We start from the raw sequence: 15,920 nt of genomic DNA, 5'->3' as shown, positions 1-15,920 counted from the left end.
GGACAGGGGTCGAACGGTGGCCGGAACCAACAAAACCGAAGCACTTATGCAGGGTGGCCCTGCCGTCATCCTGGTCAATCCGCAGTTGGGTCAGAACATCGGCATGGTCGCGCGGGCCATGCTCAATTGCGGCCTGACGGAACTCAGGCTGGTTGCGCCGCGGGACGGTTGGCCGAACCCGGATGCCGAGGCCTCGGCGGCGGGCGCGACGCTGGTTCTGGAAGAGGCGAAGGTGTTCCCCACGACCGGCGAAGCCGTCGCCGATTTGCAGCGGGTCTACGCCACGACCGCGCGTGCCCGCGGCATGACCAAGGTCGTCGAGACGCCCCGCGCCGCCATTGGCGGAATGCGCGCGGTCTCGGCAAAGGGACAGTCAGTGGGTGTGCTCTTCGGTCCTGAGCGCGCCGGTCTCAAGAACGACGATATCGCCCTGGCGGATACGATCCTCGAAGTGCCGCTGAACCCTGGCTTCTCATCGCTCAATCTGGCCCAGGCCGTCTTGCTGGTGGGCTACGAATGGTTCCAGGCCGCCGATGAAACACCCGCCAGCGAGCTGGTGCTCAATTCGACCCGTCCGGCCACCAAGGGCGAACTGATCAACTTCTTCCAGCGGCTCGAAAAGGCCCTGGAAGACTCCGGCTTCCTTTATCCCCCCGAGAAGACCCCCATCATGGTGCGCAACATCCGCAACATGTTTCAGCGCGCTGACCTGACGGAGCAGGAGGTGAACACCCTGCATGGGATCATCTCGGCGCTTTGGGAGAAGCGGCGTTAGAGTGGTTTGTAGGTCTTGGCGTTTGTGGGGTGTGATTCCGTTGTCGCTAAGATGTTCTGTTGATGGCTAGGAGAATATATTTACTTACTATACAACTCAGAATAAACTCTAGCGAAGCGGATTTCTGATGAACGGTTTAGGAATGGTTTTCGAAAATACTTACGCGCTCTTGATAACAATATCCGCAAAGACTGTCGAAAAAATTGTTTTCATTTTGACGAGTTTTGCATTTGTCTTCGCTTCAGGTATTGCTTCCACATCAGTTTTCAGCTCAGAGGAATATATTTATTCAGTCAATGATAAGAAAATAAACATCGAGGAGTTTATAGATTTTATTGCAAATGTTGATTTAAATACACAAGATAGTAATTTAGATCGAATTATAAAAATTCCCAAATATCTTTTAAATAGATTTAATTGGGTCGACGAAGCTTGTGTGTTTTTGTCGGACGAACAGAATTTGCGTGATTATGGTTCGTTTCCAGAAATGAATGAAGAGTTTCATCTTAAGCTAGTTTCGTTTGAGATGCGACTCTGTACCCGAGTATTGGCACAGCGTATTGATAAAGCTGATGTAATCTATGCTGGTGTGATTGACGAATTTGAAAATCGTATTTTAGATCGTGCCGAAGAATGTGGCTACAATAATAGTCAAGATTTTCCGTCTTATGCAGCTGGTTATTTGATTTTAGGTCGTCAAGATTTCGAAAAAATAGATGGCTTTGTTTGTGGCGATTATGTTGCTTCTCCTGATTATTACCATGAAATAGACTTTGTTCTGAATGTTTTCGTTGTTAAGTACATATATATGAATAAAATTTTTGGAGATAAAGTCTTGGCGGATAAGTATTTTGCTTATGAAAAGAGAGTCATAGAAAATCGCAAACGCGAATTTCAGGAATACCTTGCAACGCCAGAGGGCCAGAAGCAGCTGCAAGAAATGCAAGCATTGGAGAAAGAAGAAAACGAACGACGACGTATGCCGAGAGATATCGAGAATTAACTAGTGAGGCCGAGGGGAGAACAAGAATGGCTGACAACCGACATGGCGATATTAGAGACGTAGCACCTCATGTAGGCGCCATAACTAGAGTCAAAACCTTAGAACACTACATTAGCAACGATTTGATTATAGGAAGTGTTGCGACTCTGCCAAGTGATGTGAAGGTTTTGTATCCCGCTTTCCCGAGCCAGATCATGAAGGAGTATGCGAATTATCAAGAAGCGTACTATTTGAGATCCAAGCTGCCAAAAAGCAGCGAGCTTTGGTATGAGAGACCAACCGGTAACTTTGTTGGTCAATTCATGTACGCCGAGGTATCGGATATTTATGTTGACCATCACGGAAACTATTACCGCGGCCATATGAAAAAAACTTTCGTGAAACAGCACGAAAGTATGGGGGACCAGTTTTCGGACGGACGAACGGCTTTTCCTGACCCCGACAGCCCATTCGCCAAACAACTTCTCCCGGGGCACACGTACCCTGTTGAAGTAGATGAGTTTTTTAGCATAACCGAACCAACGCCCGATGAACTTATCGAAGCGAAAGCTCATCGACAGAAAGCGCTTGATGACGGTTGGATCACGAAAGAGCATGAGCTGCTTTTTGAGCAACCGCCAGAACCTTTGCACTGTTTTTTAGCGGGTACGGAAGTTGATATGTGGGATGGCACCACGAGGCCGATAGAGGAAATCAATCTTAACGATTTGGTCGTATCGTACGACGATTCTGGCAATCTCGTGCCTGGTCGGGTGACGCGGACCTTAGTCAATGAAGTTCGGCATATACTTGATCTGCACGGCCTTATGATCACGCCAGGTCACGTGACACTTTGTGGCGATGGTGAATTTGCCGGTCAGCATGTGCCGATCATAGATATTCTGCGTACAGATGGTGCATTGGTTGAGAAGAACGGTAGTCTGGTTCGTGCCGCGACTGGTTCGCCCGTTGGCTCAATCGAAGACAGAAAAGTCTGGGCGGTTGCCGGCACAAAGAAAGGCAATAAGATAGAGGTCGCTGATAAAGGTCAGATCCGTCTTGGCACGCGATTCTTAACGCAGGATGGTCGGGATCTGTCCGTTTTAGATATGATTGAAGAGATGGGCGCGGTCTTAAACGATGCCGGAATGCTGGTTGGAAAAGGCGATGGCGCTCGGGGTTTTGTGTTCCATTGGGAACACACGCCAATGTTGCCTAAACCCGAAGACTATGTGCTTCAGCGGAGTGAACTTAGCCTCAACGACATTTACGCCATTAATGAGTGGGAGGCGGTTGGACCACAAACACCTGCTCCTTCGCTTTTGGGCTCTGCGGATAGCTTGAAGATAAAAATGTAGCGCTCAATGTGTCGTCGCCGTCACAGGCACAGATTACAGTCCAGTTTGGCGTCGCGTGTTTTGTTGCTATTCATCCCTTCGCAACAGCATTGCGACGCCGGTATCTTTGTAGGCTGTACATCGAGTGCAGGAAGAGGGTCGTGACCACCACCGCCCCGCCAATCAGGCTGTAAAATCCCGGTTCCTCGGAAATCACCATCCAGACCCAGAGTGGGCCCAGCACCGTCTCGATCAGCAGCAGCAGGCTGACCTCCGGTGCCGGCAGATAACGCGGGCCGATGGTGATCAGGGCGAAGGAGAGCGGGGCGACGATGAAGCCCATGGCGCCGCCCGCCAGCATCTGCGTCTCGCTCATATCGGGGAAGGCGGCGAAGGGCAGGGCGACGCTTGCCGCCATGATCCCGCTGACCGCCATGGCCGGGATCATATTCACCTCACGCGAGGCCCGGACAATGGTGAAGTAGGCACCCATGAGGGTGGCAACACCCAGCGCGGCGAGATCTCCCATGAGCGACCCGCTGCCGCTGCTGTCCAGGGTGAGCAGTGCAATCCCGGCAAAGGCGACGAAAATGGCAATCCAGGTGTGGCGGCCGACCGCTTCCTTCAGGAAGATCAGGCTGAAGACGGCGGCGAAGAAAGGCGCGGAAGCAAGGATCACCAGGGTGTTGGCTACCAGGGTGTAAGACACCGAGATGATAAAAAGGATCGTGCTGAAGCAGAAAACCGTTGCGAGCAGCAGTCCGAGCGTTCCGATCGAGCGGAAGACTTCGAAGGTCCGCTGGCGGTAGACGAGTGAGATCAGCAGGAGTAGCCCCAGGAACTGAAGCGAGCCACGCCAGACCACAACCGTCCAATGGTCAACCTGCATCAAGCGGATCAGCAGGGAATCAGGCGTCAGGATCAGAACGCCCAGCGCGGTGATCAGCAGGCCTTTGGAATGGTCTGAAAGGGCGTTCAGAGGGGGCTCCTGTGGCAGAATTCCGGGATTTTCCAGCTTATTGGGGTCGGAGATGGATGTCTGTTTGACATTTGCCGGGCGATTCGTATAGTCCCGGCTTCAATTCCCGGGAAAGTGGGCCAGAGAGACTGCTCTGAACCCCGTCCGGAGCGCAACTGAAGATTGTCGCGCGCCAGGGCCTACCGGGACAACATGGCCTCAAATGGGCCGCAAATAAGGAATGAGTTCGTATGTCGAAGCGTCTTGCCTCGAAGTATAAGATCGACCGCCGCCTGGGCGTCAATCTCTGGGGCCGTCCCAAAAGCCCAATCAACAAACGTGAATACGGCCCCGGCCAGCATGGTCAGCGCCGCCGTAAGCCGTCCGATTTCGGCACGCAGTTGATGGCCAAGCAGAAGCTCAAGGGTTACTACGGCAACATTGGTGAAAAGCAGTTCCGGCGTTATTTCGCCGAAGCGTCGCGCCGCAAGGGTGATACGGGTGAGAACCTGGTCGGCCTGCTCGAGCGCCGCCTGGATGCCGTGGTTTACCGCGCCAAGTTCGTTCCCACCGTCTTCGCTGCCCGTCAGTTCGTGAACCACGGTCATGTCACGGTCAACGGCAAGAAGGTCAACATCTCTTCCTATATGGTCAAAGACGGCGACGTGGTTCAGGTCAAGGCAAAGAGCCGTGAACTGCCGCTGGTTCTCGAAGGTGTCGAGTCGGTCGAGCGTGACCTGCCCGACTACATCGAAGTTGATCACAAGGACATGAAGGCAACCTTTGTTCGCGCGCCCAAGCTGGCCGACGTGCCTTACCCGGTTCAGATGGAACCGAACCTGGTCATCGAGTTCTATTCGCGCTAACGCCGCGAAGAGTTTCGCCGGAAACGGCAAAAAAAAAGGGACCCCCGCTGCATCTCCGCAGCGGGGGTCTTTTTTTTGACCGGGCGGCGTGTGTTTACTCGAACAGCAGGAAGGTCGAGTAGGCCACCAGGATCGCCGGAATGGCACTGTAAAGCGTTGCCACCATGGCGGCCTTCGGCGCCAGCGCCAGAGCCGGGAAGAGGGCGTCGCCGTCGTTGGAGATAGCGTTGCCCAGCTGTGCAGATAGCGGGATGGTCCCGGCCAGATAGAGCGTTGTGACCACGACCTGCGGGCCGCAGCCGGGCAGGAACCCGACCAGAACGGCGAGCAGAGGGACCAGCGGCGCCCAGGTCTGGGCCATCACCGACAGATCCCAGCCGGTGGCATAGACACCAACCTCGTAGATTAGGAAGCCAACGATCACCCAGACGGAGACGAAGTTGGTCGTGCTCACCACGCGTGAGGAGGGGGAACCCGTCACCAGCTTGTTTTCAACGCCGCGCGCTGTGAAGCTCCACATCAGGATCGAGAGCACCGCGCCGATCAGGCCAATGGTCTCCGTCGGCTGATAAGCCTGCAGTGCGCCGAATAGGGGATCAGAGTCGATCTGAAGCAGTTGCAGAATGCCAAGCGCCAGTCCCGGCAGGATCAGTGCCACCCAGATCAGTTGGATTTTACCCGGCTTCCAGCCGGATTCGCTTGCGCAGGCCGCAACTGCCTGCGGCCGCTCCGGGCGCATGAAATCCACACCGTGCAGCCGGTCGACCACATAGCCGGATACGACACCAATCAGTGCGCAGAACGCAAAGATCATCGTACCGTCCAAGGGAGCCTGAGCCAGCAAGAGGAATGCAGGGTCACCCATCGTTGCTGTCAGAACGGCCACAAGGGCGCCGAAAGAAAGGCGCCCGTTGACGAACTGGGTCACCACCATGACCGCGCCACCGCAGCCGGGTATGGCGCCCAGCATCGCGGCAATCGGAATTTGCCAGGCTTTGTGACGCTCAAGCAGCTCATCGGTCCCGACTTTCATCCGGCTCTCGATCAGCGCGAAAATGGCGAGGGTCGCTGCTACAAAGACGCTAACCTGCAGGTAAGCGTCCGCCATCGCCGGGATTACGACCTCCGGCAATGCGAGCAAGGCCGCAAAGATGAGCCCTGCAAGCAGAAAACTGCCCGCTTTTTGCGGCAGGCCCGATTGTTTGATCTGGTTTGCGCAGGCCCTGGTGGAGGCGACGAGAACGGTCATTGAATTACTCGATCAAGGTTGAAGCTTGATCCAATATTAGACGGCCCAACTGCAATTGCAAATTAAAATTATTCTAAACTACAAAACTTCCCGAGAATATTTTTGTGAAGCGTTGGGGGAGATCAGCTATCTGTTGAACAGATATTATTTAACCAAAACAGGGGATTGTAGGGTTTTTCAAAGAAAAAGGCTTCGCCAAAACGAAGCCTTTTCATAGGGACCATCACGGACGACGTTCCAAATCACGCGGCGGTCTGGGTCTCCACGCCTGCGTTCGCGAGGTGATCCTGCAGTTCACCCGACTGGAACATTTCGCGGATGATGTCGCAGCCACCGACGAACTCGCCCTTTACATAGAGCTGCGGAATGGTCGGCCACTCGCTGAATTCCTTAATGCCCTGGCGGAGGCCGGGGTCCTGCAGCACGTCGATCCCTTTGAACTTCACACCCAGGTGCGAGAGAACCTGGACCACGGTGGCGGAGAAGCCGCACTGGGGGAAAACAGGCGTTCCCTTCATGAAGAGAACCACGTCGTTATCCGAGATATCTTGCTTGATGCGCTCTGCAACGGGGTTATCCATCTTACTCTTTCCTCTGAACGGGGCCACTTGGACCTGGATTTCTACCAATCGGCGCGCATTCGCTGCGCCGGATCATACTTCATTTGTGAACGGCGTCAGCCGTCCGAAGGGGTCGAGGTTTGCAGGGCCAACGCGTGCAGTTCGTTACCCATGCGGCCCCGAAGCGCCTGATACACCATCTGATGCTGCTGAACCCGTGACTTTCCCTGGAATGCCGCTGAAACCACATAGGCGGCATAGTGATCGCCGTCGCCGCGAAGATCTTCAATTCTGACCTCTGCGTCAGTAATCGATTCTTTTATCAAGCCTTCGATTTCAGCCGGATTCATTGGCATAGCGATTATCCTCGTCTTGTCTTTTGCAGGGCGGCTTTTGGCATCCCAACGCCGATGATTTCCTGATTACAGGATTCGTCTCAGTTAACTGTACCTGCCATGTAATCAGGGAGCCAGCCCTCATGCGCGCGCGACAAGTCGCCCAGGGATATGGGGCTGCCACCCGGCAAGGTCAACGTTTTCCCGCCGGTTCGCCCGATTATGCCAGCAGGAACACCAGCCGCCTGAGCGGCCTCCAGCAGTGTCTGGGCATTGGGCGTCGCAATCAGATAACGCGCCTGATCTTCCCCGAACAGCCAGGCATGGGTCGGAAGGTCACTTTCCGCAGCTTGTTCGAGCGTGGCACCGATCCCGCCTGCAAGCGCCATTTCAGCCACGGAGACAGCAAGCCCACCGTCTGAAAGGTCATGGCAAACAGTGACTTGTCCGGAAACGATAAGCTGGCGCACGAAGTCGCCGTTGCATTTTTCCCGCTCAAGATCGACAGCAGGCGGTGCACCATCAGACCGGCCCTCGATCTCGGAAAGATAGGTCGTGGATCCCAAATGGCCCGTCGTTTCGCCGATTAGCAGGATATCTGCGCCTTCTTCGGTAAAGGCGATACCGGCCGTTTTGGCCGCGTCCTCGATGACGCCCACGCCGCCGATCGCGGGGGTCGGCAGGATCGCGGCGCCATTGGTCTCGTTGTAGAGCGAGACGTTGCCGGAGACCACGGGGTAAGCCAGGGCGTCACAGGCCGCGCGCATGCCCTCGATACAACCAACGAACTGGCCCATGATTTCGGGGCGCTCCGGATTTCCGAAGTTCATGTTGTCGGTGATGGCTAGGGGGGTCGCGCCGACGGCGGTCAGATTCCGCCAGGACTCGGCGACGGCCTGGGCGCCGCCACGGGCCGGATCGGCCACGCAGTAGCGCGGCGTGCAGTCCGTCGAGATCGCGAGCGCACGTCCGGTGCCGTGCACACGGACCACGGCGGCATCGCCGCCGGGGCGGGCCTGGGTATCGGCCATGACCATGTGATCGTATTGCTCCCAGATCCAGCGCCGCGAACAGAGGTTCGGAGAACCCATCAACTGATACAGCACCTTGCCGGTATCGCCGGGCACCGGAAGGTCTTTCGCATCCAGTTCTTCACGCGCCGGGGTCGGAACCCAGGGGCGGTCGTATTCCGGAGAAGCCTCGGCCAGAGGGTCGATGGGCAGGTCGCCGACCACGTCGCCATGCATGCGCAGGACCATGCGTCCGGTCTCGGTCAGGCTGCCGATGACGGCGAAGTCCAGATCCCACTTCTCCATGATACCGCGGGCCATGTCCTCGTTGCCCGGCTTGAGCACCATCAGCATGCGCTCCTGGCTCTCCGAGAGCATCATCTCGTAGGGCGTCATGCCGTCCTCGCGGCAGGGCACCTGGTCCAGGTTCAGTTCGACGCCCATGCCTCCCTTGGAGGCCATCTCGAAGGAGGAAGAGGTCAGACCGGCGGCGCCCATATCCTGGATTCCGATAATGGCGTCGGTTTCCATCAGTTCCAGACAGGCTTCGATCAGCAGCTTTTCGGTGAAGGGATCGCCGACCTGCACGGTGGGCCGCTTCTCGTCCGAATCGTCGTCGAACTCCGCCGAGGCCATGGTCGCGCCATGAATGCCGTCGCGTCCGGTCTTGGAGCCCACGTAGATGACCGGATTGCCGACACCCTGGGCGGCAGCCTTGAAGATCCGGTCGGCAGGCGCCAGGCCCACGGTCATGGCATTGACCAGAATATTGCCGTTGTAGGAAGGGTCGAAGTTGACTTCGCCGCCCACGGTGGGCACGCCGACGCAGTTGCCGTAGCCGCCGATACCCGCCACCACGCCGGAGACCAGATGCCGGGTCTTGGCGTGTTCGGGGGATCCGAAGCGCAAGGCGTTGAGGTTGGCGATCGGACGTGCACCCATGGTGAAGACGTCCCGCAGGATGCCGCCGACGCCGGTGGCCGCGCCCTGGTAGGGTTCGATGAAGCTCGGGTGGTTGTGGCTCTCCATCTTGAAGACGGCGGCCAGGCCCTCGCCGATGTCGATGACGCCCGCGTTCTCGCCCGGGCCCTCGATAACGTGCGGTGCCTCGGTCGGAAGCGTCTTGAGCCACTTCTTGGACGACTTGTAGGAGCAATGCTCCGACCACATCACGGAAAAGATTCCAAGCTCGAGCAGGTTCGGCTCCCGCCCCATGATCTCGAGGACCCGTTGATACTCAGTCTCGTTCAGGCCGTGTTCCGCCACGACCTCAGGGGTGATCTCGCTCACGAAAGGCTCTCCAGCAGGCTTTGGAACATTCCCTTGCCGTCGGTTCCGCCGAGTTGCGGATCGGCGAGGCGTTCGGGATGGGGCATCAGGCCCAGAACGGTTTTACGCTCGTTGTAGACACCGGCGATGTTGCGCGCCGAGCCGTTGGGATTGGCGTCGGGATCTAAGGCACCGTCCGGTTGCACGTAGCGGAAAGCAATCTGGCCGTTGCCCTCCAGCCGGTCGAGTTCGTCCTCGCCCGCAAAGTAATTGCCGTCATGGTGCGCCACCGGTATCCGCACCACCTGTCCGGCTTCATAGGCGGAGGTAAAGAGGCTCTGGCTGCTCTCGACCTTCAGATGGACGTCCTTGCAGACGAATTTCAGATTGGCATTGCGCATGAGTACGCCCGGCAGCAGACCGCTCTCGGTCAGAACCTGAAAGCCGTTGCAGATCCCCAGTACCGGCACACCGGCTCCTGCGCGCTTTACGACTTCGCGCATGACCAGGGACTTCGAAGCCATGGCGCCGCTGCGTAGGTAATCGCCGTAGGAAAAACCGCCCGGCAGGACGATCAGATCGACATCTTCGAGGCTGCTCTCCTTGTGCCAGACCATGACCGGTTCGACACCACTGACGTCGCGCAACGTCACCTGAACGTCACGATCGCAGTTCGATCCGGGGAAAACGATAACCGCGGCTTTCATTGCGTGAATTCCTGTTTTTGGGCTGTTTCCCGGCGGACACTCTGTCGCGTAGAGATGCCTGAGCCTGAAAAGGCGCCGCTGTCTGTCATTGGCCGCAAACTCTAGCGCAAGCGCTCAGTCAGCAAGCTCGATCGTGTAGTTCTCGATCACGGTGTTTGCGAGCAGCTTCTCGCACATGGCCGCGACGTGGCTGCGGGCCTGTTCCGGATCGGATTCGCTGAGATCGAGTTCGATCAGCTTGCCCTGGCGGACTTGTTCGACACCCTGAAAATCGAGGGCGGAAAGGGCATGCTCGATGGCTTTGCCCTGAGGGTCGAGGACACCGTTTTTGAGGGTGACGTATACGCGAGCTTTCACGCGGGACTCCGTGGCATTTGTGGCTATGGAAGCGCGCGAAATCTAGCGACAGACCCCCGCTGTGACAAGGCGGCTTGAGAGCCTTTTCCTCACAAAAAACACCTCTTTAGGCCGTTTTGTGAGACTTGGCACAAATCCTTTACGTCTGTGTCAATATATTGACGTCTCTTGCAACCCAGCGGGACTTGGCGGCTTATGAGAGCCTGGTCTGAAGCGGGGGAGTCGGGTCCGGTGTAAGACTTCGCGGCGCGAGTTGATCTCGTGTGTGCGATAATGCGACGGCAACGCGGAGAAAGAGAATGACACGGCCCGTAATTTCACCCGTAACTTCAATCTTGATGGCATACCTGTTGCTCATGCTTTCCGCGACCAGTGCCGGGGCGCAGGCGGCGGACGAGGGCGCAGCGAAGTTCGTGCAAGACATGGGCGATCAGGTGATCTCCATCGTCGCCGCGGAGGATATGACCGCGGATTCCCGCAAAGAGGCTTTGGATGCCGTTTTGCGCAATGGCGTTGGGATCGAACGAATTTCTGAATACGTCGTTGCCGGGCAATGGGAGAAGGCCAGCGCAGACGAGCGTGCCCGATTCCAGGACGTCTTTTCGGATTATCTGGTTGCCGCCTATTTACGTCTGGTGACCGATGCGGGCCCCAAGAGTTTCGCGGTGACCTCGGCGAGGGAACAGGGGGCGGGGCGAAGCAGTGTCGCAACCTACATCGAAAATACCTCGGGTGAGCCGCTCAGTCTTTCCTGGATTGTCTCGGACGAGAGCGGAAACTATGAGATTACCGATGTCATGGTGGAAGGCGTCAGTCAGGCCAAAACCTACCGCGACGAGTTTGCCGGAGTGGCGGCCAACAGAGGTGTCGACGGACTGACCGACGCACTTGAGCGAAAAGTCAAAAAATCCAATTAAAGGTCTGATAGTAAACCGGAAATCTGCGTTCTCCATATATTGGATTAGGCGGACATCTGGCGTTTCGCGGCTTCCAGCTTATCGAGAACACCGTCTGTCAGCTCGATGTTCTTGCCCGAACCCGTGACGGCGGCTTCCGCATCCTGCTTGATCTGATCGAGGCGATCGGCGACCGAACTGAAACGTTCGGCCTGGGCGCCGGCCTGGCTGGCGGTCTGCTTGGCCACATTAACCGCTTCGTCAATGGCTTCGGAGATTTTTCCGGTCTGGGACTGGCCCTGCGCACTGGCTTCCAGCGCGTGTTTGAGATTCTTTGAGAGCTGTTCCAGGTGCTTGAGAACCTCATCGATACTCTGTGAAAGATCGCCCAGGACGCCGTTTATCTGTTCGGCGGACTGTCCCGCGTTATTGGCGAGGGTCTTTACCTCTGCGGCAACGACGGCAAAGCCCTTGCCGGCGTCCCCGGCACGGGTCGCCTCGATGGTCGCGTTCAGGGCCAGCAGGTTGGTCTGTTTGGCAATAGCGCCGATCCCCTGGGAAATCTCCGTAATCTGGCTGAAGTCTTCTTGCAGCCGATTGATGGAGGTGACGACGTTGTCCGAGAGGGTCACGCCTTCTTCCGCGTTGGAGGCAATACTGCGGGCATGAATGACAACTTCGCCGGCATTTTGGTGGGCGGCATGCAGGCTGCTGTCGATGGCGGAGGCAAGATCCTGGATGGCGCCGACCTCGCTTTTTACGTCCTGCGACGCCGTGATCAGGTCGGTGATGAAGGCGATTCTGGCCTTGGATGCGGTGTTGACCTTGACGGCGTTGCCCTTGATCGTCCCGACCATCTCACTGGCCTCAGTCAGCAAACCGGGATGGAGGGTGGGCCTGGAATGGCCAGAATCAACGAGAGTGCCGCGCTGTGGCGCGGGTGTGACTGGCGGCTCGGCAGAGGCGCTGGCTGCGTGGTTTGGCGACGGCGCATCAGAAGAACGCTGCAAAGCGCCTGAACGCTTCGCCTGAACCGCTCCGGCCGTCGCGACGACGAAGGGGACGACAAAGGTCAGCGCGGCTTTTCCAAAATCGAGTCCGGCTCCGGCCAGGATGGCGTCACCCTGGTTGATCGCCGTCAGGACCGGACCGACGACGAGGGCTGTCACGAGGGATCGTAGCGGTGTCCCGTCTGAGACCGCGAGCTGGAGAAGGGAAGGCTGTGACATCGGTACCCAACGGCAAGGAGTTCAGTGCGAACCTTCGTCAAACCGCATTTGAGCGAACATTCGTACAGGCATAATCGGCATAAACTAAGATGCCTTGCCTTAATCTAGGGTAAATGCCGGTTTAACCATGCCAAGAATAGCCGCAATCACGGGGTTTTGCCGGGGCGTGAGCGCGTCAAAGGGCAAAGGGCCGACCCTGGTCGGCCCTGCTCATTACTGCATGACCTGGGGGCCTTGCATATCAACCGGCCCGGCCTCGGGCAGGACTCCTAAGCGGCGCGCCACCTCCTGATAGGCCTCTTCAACCTTGCCGAGGTCTTTGCGAAAGCGGTCCTTGTCCAGCTTTTCATTGGTGTTGATATCCCAGAGACGGCAGGAGTCCGGGCTGATTTCGTCGGCCAGGACAATGCGCATTTCTTCCTCGTCCCAAAGCCGGCCGAATTCCAGTTTGAAATCCACCAGTTTCATTCCGATGCCGTAAAAAAGGCCGGTCAGGAAATCGTTGGAGCGCAGAGCATACTGCATCATTTCGTCGAGATCCTGGGTCGAGGCCCAGCCAAAGGCCGTCACATGCTCTTCAGAGACCAGCGGGTCTCCGAGCTCGTCGTTCTTCAGGTAGTACTCGACGATGGAGCGGGGCAGCGGCGTGCCTTCCTCGACACCCAGTCGTTTGCAGATCGTGCCTGCGGCGACATTCCGCACCACCACTTCGATGGGAATAATCTCGACTTCGCGGACCAGTTGTTCGCGCATGTTGAGGCGCCGTACGAAGTGGGTCGGGATACCGATTTCCGCCAGACGCAGCATCAGGTGTTCGGAGATACGGTTGTTCAGAACCCCTTTGCCGGTGATGGTGCCCTTCTTCTGGTTATTGAAGGCCGTTGCATCATCCTTGAAATACTGCACTACCGTGCCGGGCTCGGGACCCTCGAAAAGGACCTTGGCTTTACCCTCATATATCCGTCTGCGTCGCATCTTTTTTGTCCGATCGGGAAAGGTTCGCCCTGGTTCGAAATCCAGCCGGTAGCGCTGTAGAACGACCGGTTTGTAACGGCAATCGACCATGACGGGGAGCACCATATAGCAGGTGATCCGGCCCGGCACAAATGGGCTGTTGGAAGCGGTGCCGGGCTGAGATTGGCTGGAGGTTTAAGTCTTTGTTTTTCTGATTCTTTCGCGGTGTAGAATATAGAGGCCACTGGCGACAACCACACCGGCGCCCGCGAAGGTCCAGCCGTCGGGAATGTCGCCCCAGATGACCAGTCCAAGCAGAACGGCCCACAGCAGGCTGACGTATTTAAAGGGAACCACAAGAGCAGCCTCGGCGAGCCGAAAGGCCTCGATCATGAGGAAATGGGCGAAACCAAGCAGGATGCCGCACAGCAGGAAGAGGCCGAGATCTGAAGTTTGAACCGGTGCCCAGCCGCCTAAGAAAGTCATGCCGCCTGCGAACGTCACCGCCAGCGTAGAATAGAACATGACCGCGACCGAGCTGTCATGCTGCGACATCTTCCGTGTCAGGATATCCCGCAAAGCGCCGGTGACGCTGGCGGCCAGCGGAAATATCGCGGCCCATTGCGCCACCTCGCTCGTGGGCCGGATGATGATCAGAACGCCGATAAAGCCGATGATCACAGCCAGCCAGCGCCGCCAGCGGATCACCTCACCCAGCAGTGGGGCGGCCAGTGCGGTGACGAAGAGCGGTCCGGCAAAGGTAATCGAGATGGCGTCGGCAAAGGGCAGGTGGCGCAGGCCGTTGATGAACAGGAAAGTTCCGGCAACCATCAGAGCGCCGCGCAGCAGGTGAGGCTGGATGCGTCTGACGCGGAGGCTTTTCGCTCCACCAGCCTGCCAAACGAAGAACGCGATGGGCAGAAAGACGAACACGCCGCGCAGGAACATAATCTGGCCAACGGGGTAATCCCCGGTCAGCCATTTGAGCACCGCGTCGTTGAGGGTGAGGAAAAAGCCTGCGCCGATCATGCAAACTACGCCCTTGAAAGGCGAAATCGATCCGAGGGATATGCGCTGCGCCCTCACGCGTCGTCCAGTTGGAGTGGTTTGTAAGAAGTGGTGCGCGGAGATCCGTCGGCATAGAGCCAACGGATACGCGCCTTTTCAGGCTCTTGGCTATGATACTCGGCGGAGGGTAGCGCAATCAGCGAGCTCGAAACGGTCTCGAAGCCGTTGTCCAACTGAACGGACATGGCGGCGTAGGGATCGCCGCCTGAAGCGCTCGCGTCGCGGCGCAAGAGACGATGCCAGGTCTCCCAGCCGCTGGGCATGAAGTTGCCGTCATTGCGCGCATCGGACTCCGGATCCGGTGCTTCGGCATCCTGGAAGTCTCTCAGATGCTGCCGGCTACGGGCAGATTCCGGATCGTTCAGGTCGTAGGCCGAGATCATCGAGAGGCCCTCGGGGATCGGAAAGCACTCGACTTGGCGGGTGTTTTCCCTGCCCATGTTCCTGAGCCAGAAGGCGTCCCGGTTGTCTGCGACGATCAGATTAAAACTGCGGTAGGCCGCGGGATTGAGGTTGGAGAGCGCGTCCGCCGCGGTTTCGGCGTCGCTGTGCTCCATGGCTTCCAGCACCAGCTCGCCGCGGCTGCGTTTGCCGTCCTGCGGCCCCAGGCTGCCGATCCGGTTGAGAACGCTGGCAAGAAGGCCATGTTCGTTGACCGCGAGCCAGGTTCCTCCTGCTGTTTTGTCCAGGCCGCCGACCACGGAAGGCCGGTCGTTCCAATGCTTTGCCGGGGCCGCCGAGGGGCGATCCCGCATTTCGTCGCGATTGCCTGCAAAAAGAAGCGGCCACTTCTGTCCGGGCCGCCGGAGAATGACAGCGGTGCACATTATAAAAGTGCATCCATTAAAACTGGAGAATCAGAGCGCAAATCGGTTTTCCTGAAGTTGTTTAATGACTATATGTGAGAAAAGACCTAAACGCCTAACACCTGTGACCGCTGCGAAGCGAATGTCCGCGGCAGTCACACTTAAGCAGCGAGGAGAGACGGCGAGATGAGCACCTTCAGTGAACGCGAGAAAGCGTTCGAAGACAAATATAAGCACGATCAGGAATTGCAGTTCAAGGTCGAAGCGCGCCGCAACAAGCTGGTTGGACTTTGGGCCGCCGAGCAAATGGGCCTCAGCGGCGGCGATGCCGATGCCTACGCCAAGGAAGTCGTCATGGCCGATATGGAAGAGCCGGGCGATGATGATGTGAAGCGTAAAATTCTGGCCGATTTTAGCGAGAAGTCAGTCAATATCTCAGCCCATCAGCTCGACAAGAAGATGGAAGAGATGATTGCCGCGGCCAAAGAGCAAGTCATGGCCGAATAGCGGCCGCGTTCGGATGAAAAAGAAAAGAGCCATCGGTGTGACACCGGTGGCTCTT

Annotated in this window: 17 protein-coding genes; 6 read left to right on the top strand and 11 right to left on the bottom strand. The window is 57.3% G+C overall.

The window, feature by feature from the left end; all coding sequences use genetic code 11:
• The first annotated feature begins 16 nt into the window (after positions 1–16).
• The 3 genes from FKG95_RS11315 to FKG95_RS11305 all read left to right on the top strand — a co-directional run bounded on the left by FKG95_RS11315 (position 17) and on the right by FKG95_RS11305 (position 3,115).
• Positions 17–775 carry an RNA methyltransferase gene (locus FKG95_RS11315; RefSeq protein WP_425456746.1) on the top strand — a complete coding sequence of 253 codons (759 nt, stop codon included), beginning with the start codon at positions 17–19 and terminating at the stop codon, positions 773–775.
• Between the two features lie 127 nt (positions 776–902).
• Positions 903–1,778: a hypothetical protein gene (locus tag FKG95_RS11310; RefSeq protein WP_142896450.1), complete on the top strand. Its 876-nt coding sequence runs from the start codon at positions 903–905 to the stop codon at positions 1,776–1,778.
• Positions 1,779–1,804: 26 nt separating this feature from the next.
• Complete coding sequence (locus FKG95_RS11305) at positions 1,805–3,115, top strand: hypothetical protein (protein ID WP_142896449.1); 1,311 nt, start codon at positions 1,805–1,807, stop codon at positions 3,113–3,115.
• A gap of 70 nt (positions 3,116–3,185) precedes the next feature.
• Here the strand turns inward: FKG95_RS11305 and FKG95_RS11300 are convergent, their stop codons facing one another.
• Positions 3,186–4,037 (bottom strand): DMT family transporter, encoded by an 852-nt coding sequence (locus tag FKG95_RS11300; protein ID WP_484068184.1) that lies wholly within the window; start codon positions 4,035–4,037, stop codon positions 3,186–3,188.
• Positions 4,038–4,303: 266 nt separating this feature from the next.
• Here FKG95_RS11300 and rpsD point away from each other — a divergent pair, with 266 nt between their 5' ends.
• A complete protein-coding gene (gene rpsD / locus FKG95_RS11295; protein ID WP_142896447.1) occupies positions 4,304–4,918 on the top strand; it encodes a 30S ribosomal protein S4 in 615 nt (204 codons plus the stop codon).
• Between the two features lie 94 nt (positions 4,919–5,012).
• Here the strand turns inward: rpsD and FKG95_RS11290 are convergent, their stop codons facing one another.
• The 6 genes from FKG95_RS11290 to purS form a co-directional block, all read right to left on the bottom strand.
• On the bottom strand, positions 5,013–6,167 hold the full coding sequence (locus tag FKG95_RS11290; protein WP_142896446.1) for a putative manganese transporter: 1,155 nt from the start codon (positions 6,165–6,167) through the stop codon (positions 5,013–5,015).
• Positions 6,168–6,409: 242 nt separating this feature from the next.
• Positions 6,410–6,748 carry a Grx4 family monothiol glutaredoxin gene (gene grxD, locus FKG95_RS11285; RefSeq protein ID WP_142896445.1) on the bottom strand — a complete coding sequence of 113 codons (339 nt, stop codon included), beginning with the start codon at positions 6,746–6,748 and terminating at the stop codon, positions 6,410–6,412.
• A 95-nt stretch (positions 6,749–6,843) separates the two neighbouring features.
• A complete protein-coding gene (locus tag FKG95_RS11280; protein WP_142896444.1) occupies positions 6,844–7,083 on the bottom strand; it encodes a BolA family protein in 240 nt (79 codons plus the stop codon).
• Between the two features lie 80 nt (positions 7,084–7,163).
• Positions 7,164–9,362 (bottom strand): phosphoribosylformylglycinamidine synthase subunit PurL, encoded by a 2,199-nt coding sequence (gene purL, locus FKG95_RS11275; RefSeq protein WP_142896443.1) that lies wholly within the window; start codon positions 9,360–9,362, stop codon positions 7,164–7,166.
• Positions 9,359–10,048 carry a phosphoribosylformylglycinamidine synthase subunit PurQ gene (purQ, locus tag FKG95_RS11270; RefSeq protein ID WP_142896442.1) on the bottom strand — a complete coding sequence of 230 codons (690 nt, stop codon included), beginning with the start codon at positions 10,046–10,048 and terminating at the stop codon, positions 9,359–9,361. The genes purL and purQ overlap by 4 nt, the downstream gene beginning before the upstream one ends.
• Positions 10,049–10,162: 114 nt before the next feature.
• Complete coding sequence (gene purS, locus FKG95_RS11265) at positions 10,163–10,405, bottom strand: phosphoribosylformylglycinamidine synthase subunit PurS (protein ID WP_142896441.1); 243 nt, start codon at positions 10,403–10,405, stop codon at positions 10,163–10,165.
• Between the two features lie 299 nt (positions 10,406–10,704).
• Between purS and FKG95_RS11260 the strand changes: the two genes are divergently transcribed.
• Complete coding sequence (locus tag FKG95_RS11260) at positions 10,705–11,322, top strand: MlaC/ttg2D family ABC transporter substrate-binding protein (protein ID WP_142896440.1); 618 nt, start codon at positions 10,705–10,707, stop codon at positions 11,320–11,322.
• A gap of 44 nt (positions 11,323–11,366) precedes the next feature.
• Here the strand turns inward: FKG95_RS11260 and FKG95_RS11255 are convergent, their stop codons facing one another.
• From FKG95_RS11255 to FKG95_RS11240, 4 genes are all read right to left on the bottom strand, one after another.
• Entirely contained in the window at positions 11,367–12,470 is a 1,104-nt protein-coding gene (locus FKG95_RS11255; protein ID WP_179954052.1) for a methyl-accepting chemotaxis protein, read from the bottom strand.
• A 273-nt stretch (positions 12,471–12,743) separates the two neighbouring features.
• Positions 12,744–13,505: a phosphoribosylaminoimidazolesuccinocarboxamide synthase gene (gene purC / locus FKG95_RS11250; RefSeq protein ID WP_142896438.1), complete on the bottom strand. Its 762-nt coding sequence runs from the start codon at positions 13,503–13,505 to the stop codon at positions 12,744–12,746.
• A 174-nt stretch (positions 13,506–13,679) separates the two neighbouring features.
• Positions 13,680–14,570 carry a DMT family transporter gene (locus FKG95_RS11245; RefSeq protein WP_281281443.1) on the bottom strand — a complete coding sequence of 297 codons (891 nt, stop codon included), beginning with the start codon at positions 14,568–14,570 and terminating at the stop codon, positions 13,680–13,682.
• Positions 14,567–15,379: an NRDE family protein gene (locus FKG95_RS11240; protein ID WP_142896436.1), complete on the bottom strand. Its 813-nt coding sequence runs from the start codon at positions 15,377–15,379 to the stop codon at positions 14,567–14,569. The genes FKG95_RS11245 and FKG95_RS11240 overlap by 4 nt, the downstream gene beginning before the upstream one ends.
• A gap of 165 nt (positions 15,380–15,544) precedes the next feature.
• Between FKG95_RS11240 and FKG95_RS11235 the strand changes: the two genes are divergently transcribed.
• A complete protein-coding gene (locus FKG95_RS11235; RefSeq protein WP_142896435.1) occupies positions 15,545–15,865 on the top strand; it encodes a DUF1476 domain-containing protein in 321 nt (106 codons plus the stop codon).
• The last annotated feature ends 55 nt before the right edge of the window (positions 15,866–15,920 follow it).

Source organism: Denitrobaculum tricleocarpae (assembly GCF_007004665.1).
Lineage (GTDB): Bacteria > Pseudomonadota > Alphaproteobacteria > Kiloniellales > Kiloniellaceae > Denitrobaculum > Denitrobaculum tricleocarpae.
The sequence above is the reverse complement of the archived record's forward strand: the minus strand, read 5'-3'. Positions and strand labels throughout refer to the sequence as shown.